At 56.6% G+C, this 6,965-nt stretch carries 5 protein-coding genes; 4 read left to right on the top strand and 1 reads right to left on the bottom strand.

Annotation, left to right across the window (positions count from 1 at the left end; translation table 11 throughout):
• From RMSM_RS07185 to RMSM_RS07175, 3 genes are all read left to right on the top strand, one after another.
• On the top strand, window positions 1-1,726 hold a 1,726-nt coding region (locus RMSM_RS07185), incomplete at its 5' end, for a topoisomerase C-terminal repeat-containing protein (RefSeq protein WP_236622038.1).
• A 239-nt stretch (window positions 1,727-1,965) separates the two neighbouring features.
• Window positions 1,966-3,426: an oligosaccharide flippase family protein gene (locus RMSM_RS36515; protein WP_008693551.1), complete on the top strand. Its 1,461-nt coding sequence runs from the start codon at window positions 1,966-1,968 to the stop codon at window positions 3,424-3,426.
• A gap of 272 nt (window positions 3,427-3,698) precedes the next feature.
• On the top strand, window positions 3,699-3,881 hold the full coding sequence (locus RMSM_RS07175) for a DUF6800 family protein (RefSeq protein WP_008693550.1): 183 nt from the start codon (window positions 3,699-3,701) through the stop codon (window positions 3,879-3,881).
• A gap of 198 nt (window positions 3,882-4,079) precedes the next feature.
• Here the strand turns inward: RMSM_RS07175 and RMSM_RS07170 are convergent, their stop codons facing one another.
• Window positions 4,080-5,276: a beta-ketoacyl-ACP synthase III gene (locus tag RMSM_RS07170; protein WP_008693549.1), complete on the bottom strand. Its 1,197-nt coding sequence runs from the start codon at window positions 5,274-5,276 to the stop codon at window positions 4,080-4,082.
• Between the two features lie 314 nt (window positions 5,277-5,590).
• Here RMSM_RS07170 and RMSM_RS07165 point away from each other — a divergent pair, with 314 nt between their 5' ends.
• Window positions 5,591-6,793, top strand: a complete 1,203-nt coding sequence (locus tag RMSM_RS07165) for a S26 family signal peptidase (RefSeq protein WP_040764572.1) — start codon at window positions 5,591-5,593, stop codon at window positions 6,791-6,793.
• Window positions 6,794-6,965 lie beyond the last annotated feature (172 nt).

Genomic DNA, 6,965 nt, shown 5'->3' with positions numbered 1-6,965 from the left:
CTACATGCGTACCGATAGCACGACGCTCAGCAAGGAAGCGATCGATGCATCACGCAACTTGGTGCGTAGCGAGTACGGGGATACGTTCCTGCACCCCAGCGTCCGCGTGTACGCCAACAAAGTCAAAAACGCTCAAGAGGCTCACGAAGCGATCCGGCCTGCGGGAACGCCGTTCCGGTTGCCCGAAGCGGTTCGCGGCGAGCTCGATTCGGACCAGTTCCGCATCTTTGAATTGATCTGGAAACGGACGATTGCTTGCCAGATGGCGGATGCCAAGAAACAACGCATCGGCGTGACGATCGAAGGCGGCGGAGCGACCTTTACCGCCAGCGGGACGAGCATTTTGTTCGAAGGTTTCCTGCGGGCCTATGTCGAAGGCAGCGATGATCCCGAAGCAGAATTGGCGAACAAGGAACGGCTGCTGCCGGCGTTGTCCGAGCAAGACCGACTTGACGCTGCAAACTTGGATCCAAAGAGTCACACGACCCAGCCTCCGGCTCGATTTAGCGAAGCGTCGTTGACACGCACGCTCGAAGAAAAAGGGATCGGTCGTCCGAGTACGTTTGCGTCGATTATCGACACCATTCAAAAACGCGATTACGTCTATAAAAAAGGTAATGCGTTGGTCCCAAGCTGGACCGCGTTCAGCGTCATTCGACTATTGGAAACCCATTTTGGCGCGTTGGTGGATTATGAATTCACCGCCCAGATGGAAGATTTTCTTGATACGATCAGCCGCAAAGAAGCAGAGCGACTGGAGTATTTGCGAAGTTTCTATTTTGGCGATACCGAAAATCCTGCGACTGCAGATCATCAAGCGATCGGATTGAAAAAGCGACTCGAGGAAAAAGTCGAAGAGATCGATCCTCGTGTCACTGCGATGTTTTCACTCGGTACGCCCACCGAAGGCGAGCATCGTGAAGAGGTGTTCGTCCGCGTTGGCAAGTATGGCCCTTTCTTGGAGCAAGGCGAACGTCGTGGCTCGATTCCCGATGGTTTGGCGCCCGACGAAATCGATTTGCCCAAGGCACTTCACCTGCTCGAACAGAGTCAGGTGGAAGACGAACCGATCGGAACTCACCCCGAAACCGGTAAGCCAATCTACGTCAAAGTAGGTCGCTTTGGTGCTTATATCCAATTGGGTGAAAACGACGACGAAGAGAAACGCAACCAATCGCTGCTGAGGGGGATGGAGGTTGCCGACTTGACGCTCGAAATGGCGTGCAAGTTGTTGACGTTGCCCCGAACGCTTGGCGATCATCCGGAAAGTGGTGCTCCGATCCAAGCGTTTGATGGACGCTATGGACCTTACATCAAGTGCGAAAAGGATACGCGTTCGCTACCCGCCGGTGTGTCACCGCTAGAGGTCACGCTCGAAGAAGCGATCACGCTACTGAAGCAACCCAAGACGCGTGGTCGTGCGGCGCCCAAAGAACCAATCAAAAAATTCGAGCAGCCATCGCCGATCACCGAAGGCGAAGTCAAGATTTTGGAAGGCCGCTTTGGGCCGTACGTGACCGATGGTGAAACCAACGCCTCGCTTCGCAAGGGGATGGATGCTGCCGAAATGACGTTCGAAGCCGCCTTGGACTTGTTGGCGGAACGCGCCGCGAAGGGCCCGAGCAAGAAGAAGAAAAAGAAGGCCAGCAAGAAGAAGGGGGCGACGAAAAAGAAAGCGGCCAAGAAGAAGACGACCAGGAAAAAAGCTAGCCAAAAAGACGGCTAAAAAGACAGCCAAGAAGAAGGGCGTCGTTAAAAAGAAAGCGTAATTTCGCTGTCGTCANACCCCCCCCTCCGGTCTGTTCATTTCGCTGTGCGATCAAATCGTCTCGTTGTTTCGCAAGATCATAGGCTTGCGAGTCACGATTGGCAGCGTGTTTGTACGCAAGGACTGGACGTTTGCGGGATAGTTATTAGGCTCATGACTGCGGTGCCCCCCATGCATGCCCCCCCTGAAACTCTCGCTTGACTGACGATGCGATCGTGTTACGTCCCTTTATCCATCAACGTCTGCGACCGGCACTGCGAAACCCCGCGACGTTTGCATCGCTGACCACGGTGGGGTTGTTTGCGACAAGCTTGCTGCTGAAGCTGGTCAGCAACCTGGTACTATCGCGATTGGTCTTGCCCGACGTGTTTGGATTGATGGCGTTGGTGACGATTGCGGTCATGGGATTAACCCTGCTCTCGGATGTGGGGCTTGCGCCCGCCGTGGTCCAGCATTCCAAAGGTAGCGACCCTGATTTTCTGCGCACCGCATGGACGATCCAAGCCATCCGAGGTTTGGCGATTTGGGTCGGTTGCTGGATCGCCGCGCCGCTGGTCGCCAAATTCTATAGCGAACCCATCCTCGTCATGCTGATCCCGATCGTCGGTTTCACGGCGGCAATCGAGGGTTTTGCGTCGACGGGAATCTTGACGGTTCAGCGGCGACTGAAGCCAACCGCGATGATTTCGTTGAATGTGGTGAGCCAGTTGTTGGGGGCGGTTGTGACCTGTTCGCTCGCTTTCTTTTACCCGACCGTGTGGTCATTGGTCGTCGGAGCGTTGGCGGCGTCCGTCTGTCGAACGCTCGGCAGTTTTCTGTTGCCAAGCGAGATACGGCATCGCTTTCGCTGGAACCCCGAGTTTGCTCGCGAGTTGTTTCATTTCGGCAAATGGATTTTTGTCAGCACCGCGGCGACTTTCTTTGCGATGCAGGTCGACCGCATGATGCTGGGGCGAATCGGCAGTTTAGAAACGCTTGGTTTGTACACGTTGGCGACCACGATTGCGATGTTACCGGTGTTGTTGATCACGCATATCGGCGACTACGTGATGTTTCCACTGTTGGCACACTCGGCACGCGAAACACCGGAAAAACTTGCTGCCGAAGTCGCACCAGTTCGCGGGCGGATGCTCGGTTTTGGTTTGATTATGAACGTCGGCGTGTTTGCCGTGGCGCCAATTTTCTTTGGGCGGCTGTATGGCGTTCAATATGCTGACGCGGGACGGTTGTGCCAGTGGATGGTTTTCGCCGGCTGGGGAGGTGTCGTTTCCGGATTGGCGGTGCAAACGCTCAAGGCGATCGGCGATGTCAGAGCGATGGCCACCGGAAAAATGATCCGGTTCATTGCCACGATCCCGTGCACGCTGATCGGCTTTACCCAGTTTGGACTCGAAGGGTTTATTGTGGGTTACACCCTGGGGATCGTCCCCGAGCATCTGTGGAACGTGTGGAAGCTTTGGAAGACGCGATTGTCGTTTCCGCTGCAAGATTTGGCCTACACGTTGGCTTTTACCGCTGCGATTGTTGTTTTGCACCTATTCGGAACCACGATCATCTCTGCTGCGATTCTGGTTTGTCTGGTCAGCGGAATCACGTTGGCGGCAGTCTATTGGATCGAAAACAAAACGCGTGGGAACCTTGCCGCACAATCGGCTTGAGGGTCTCGCGGCAAAAAGCCCGTCCGCTAGGCCCGTTTCCCACAGCCCGTCCCCCTACAATCCCGCCCGCTGTTAATGGCTCAATCCCGCCATTTGTCGGATGTTAGCGGCAAGCCGATCGGTCCGATCCATTTTTGGGGGTGCATTCGTTGCCGTATTGATTCACAAAATGCAGCGCTCTCGCCTTGACGTGGATTGCACGCTAAAATCCGACGCTTCGAACTTAAATCGACAAAACCCACCCACTTAACTGATTGTTGGAGTACCCCCGAATGCCATCTGGTATTGAACGCGTCCGAGAGATCCGTCGACTTCGTAAACGTCGCAAAAAGACCCGTCACCTGCTCGACCGAGCCAAGAAGGGGACAATGGAAAAAGCGGAAGTGATTCGCAAACTTCGTCTGCTGACCCCCGGCGCCGACGTGATCATCGAGCGCGAAGGCCTGAAGGGCTAAGACGGGTTTTTCTGAGACCGTGTCGATCATTGATCGTATCCACCCCTTTGCCCCGCCGGTGGCGGGCAAAGGGATCTCGTGACACGGCTGGCGTTGCTTGATACGCCGGACGACTCGCTCAGCGAGTTTTGGTCATCAATTATTAGCGTTTCGCGAGTTTCTAACGCTTCGTGGGCATCACCGCCAATCTCACGACGCTTACCATCGCAGCAATGCGGTTCCCCACGCCAATCCGGCGCCAAAACCGCACAGCAGGACTAATTCGCCCCGCTGGATTCGCCCCGCTTGCACCGCTTCGTCGAGTGCCAACGGGATGCTGGCGGCTGACGTATTGCCATAGCGATCCAGGTTGACGAACACGTCTTTCGGTGCGATATCCAAATCGGCAACCGCTGAATCGATGATCCGTTGGTTGGCTTGGTGCAGGACGACGAGCGACAATTGGTCCGACGCCACTCCGGCGTGCTGCAGCACCTGTTTCGCGCTGTCATCAAACACGCGGACGGCCCATTTGAAAACGCCTCGGCCGTCCATTGTCATATATTGGGCACCCTCGGCGAACGCTTCGGGAGTCAATGCACGCCGCGTGCCTCCGGCGGGGATGCACAGCATCGCGCCGCCGCATCCTTCGCTGCCGAGTTGATAGGACAGCAATCCTTGTTCGTGCAACCGGTTGGCCGATTCAGCCTCTTCCGCCGCGTCGCTTGCTTCGGCGGGGGTCATGATGACGGCACCCGCTCCGTCACCAAATAGAGGGTAGGTCTTTACGTCTTCGGGGTTCACCGTGCGGCTCATCATGTCAGCGCCCACGACCAAAACACGGCGACTATTTCCCATTCCAATAAATTGGGCGGCGGTGATCATGGCATAGCTAAACCCAGCACACGCGGCGTTGATATCCATTGCCGGCGCCAACGAACCGAGCATACGTTGCAATTGGCACGCGGTCGATGGAGTTGGGTAGTCGGGGGTCATCGTGGCAACGATGATCAAATCAATCTCGCTGGCGTCCATGTTTGCGGCACTCAAACATCGCAGTGCGGCTTGGTAACACATGTCGCTGGTGGTTTGGTCATCCGCCGCACGACGACGCTCGCGGATTCCCGTTCGCCGCACGATCCACTCGCTGTCACAGCCTAATGCCGCTAGATCCTCGTTCGTTACGACTTGCGAGGGGACGTAAGATCCGGTCGCTGCGACGCGTACGCCCGCGACTTTTCCCATCCGGCCGCGGTATTTCGTTTCGGAATCGGGCGCCGGCCCGACGGCTGGCTTGGATGCACACTGATCGCCGGAGCAAGGTTTTTCCGCCGCCGACGCATCGGCAGGTTCGGCGGATGGATCGGTGGCTGGGGCTTGGGTCGCAGAACGATCGGGCGAGTTCGACTGGGTCATTGCAGCTTGATGAGAGTGAGGGAGCTCGCAAAATGGAGAGCGATAAGATTAAAATAGAGACTCAGGTGCTCGCAGGGCGATACCAATCGCTTGCTCCAAAGAGGCGACCCAAATATAGCTTTTTGTGCCTCGCCGCGTTAGTCGTGCACCATCGGGCACAATGTCGCAAAATTCCTAGCTGACCCTCTTTGTGGGTGAATCGCATTTAGTTGTCTAGGATCGTCCGTAAATTGCCGCAAATTCTGGATTGCACGATCAATACGCTCATCCCGCGATCAAACCGCCTTGCGAGCCGAATCCGCTCTCGGATCGGAATGCGGCTGGGAATTTTCGTGCTCGGGGCTGCGGTGGCGATTGCCATCTGGAGCGGTTTGGCGAATCGTCCTCAACAACAAATCTTTCGCGTCAGTGGTTTTTCGATGGCGCCGACACTCCACGGCGACTACCAAATTTTGAGCTGTCCCGAGTGCCGGATGCGGACCAAGGTGGCCGCAGAGGCGGCAACGCAGTTGACGACCTTCGCTGGTAACGTTCAGTGCTGGCACTGCGGCGCAAAATTTCAATGCGACGGTAGCGTCATCGATCCTCGTGTGTTCGCAGGAGACCTGGTCGAGCTTACGCCGATCGAGTCTTCGGCAGGCGAGTTTACGACGCGCCAGTCTAACGCGCGCGAGTCTACCGCGACTGGGCTTGCGGCGACTGAGCACGCCGCCGGCGAACGACTTCGGGTCGGTGACATCGTGGCCCTGCAAATCGATGGACGCATGCGGGTAAAGCGGATTCTCGGTTTGCCCGGCGATACGATCTCGCTGCAAGAGCGACGTTTGCTGGTCAACGGCCGACGACTCGAAATCATCCTCGCCGAGGCTGGCGAGACTCGCGATGCGGCGTTCATCGATGTCGACATTGATCCACAGCGATCGGTTTCACGGTGGTCTTATGGCACCGAAGAAACGGATTCCGCGTGGCTGGTTTATCATCACCAATCGGTTTACGAGCATTCGCGACCGAGCGAAATCTACGACGACTACCCCTGCAACGTCGGTGTGGTGCGTCGACTCAATCCCATCGATCAATTGGCGGTGACGTTTTCGCTGCCTGTCGCGGCCGCCGTCGATGTCGCGTTCTACTGCGATGAGGCGACTCGTATCGTGACACGCTACTGCGACGCAAACGAGTCGCTGACGATCACCGTAGGACAAGCGAAGTTAGCCGAGTCGATTTCGCTGACGCGGAAAACGCCGATTGCGATTCGAGTTGGAAGCAACCCGACTCAACGCGATCCGATTCCAAATCGTCAGGGACAACGTGTGCGGTTGAACGATTTGTGTGTTCGCCGATCGATTGAATATCGTTTGCGGCGGCGTGATTCGGACGCAAATTATCCGTTGACGCTAAAGCACGACGAGTGCTTCATTGTTGGCGATAACGTGCCCACGTCGGTGGACAGTCGCGAGCTAGGCCCCTTGCCGCTGGACAATATCGTCGGAATCGCTTGCCGTGTGACGCCCCCGTAGTGCGGCCAGTTAAGCAGCTAGGCGGTCGGCTCTCGGACTGTTTGCCGTCCCGATGGCATAGGTAGGCGGCTGGGGGGGCTGTGGCGGCTTGGCACAGAAGCTGCAATAAGTTTGGGGGCATCAACATTTGGTGCCAAAATGACGGACTGGGGACGCTGGTGTGCCTTGGCCC

The organism is Rhodopirellula maiorica SM1, assembly GCF_000346295.1.
In the GTDB taxonomy this organism is placed as follows: Bacteria; Planctomycetota; Planctomycetia; order Pirellulales; family Pirellulaceae; genus Novipirellula; species Novipirellula maiorica.
The sequence above is the reverse complement of the archived record's forward strand: the minus strand, read 5'-3'. Positions and strand labels throughout refer to the sequence as shown.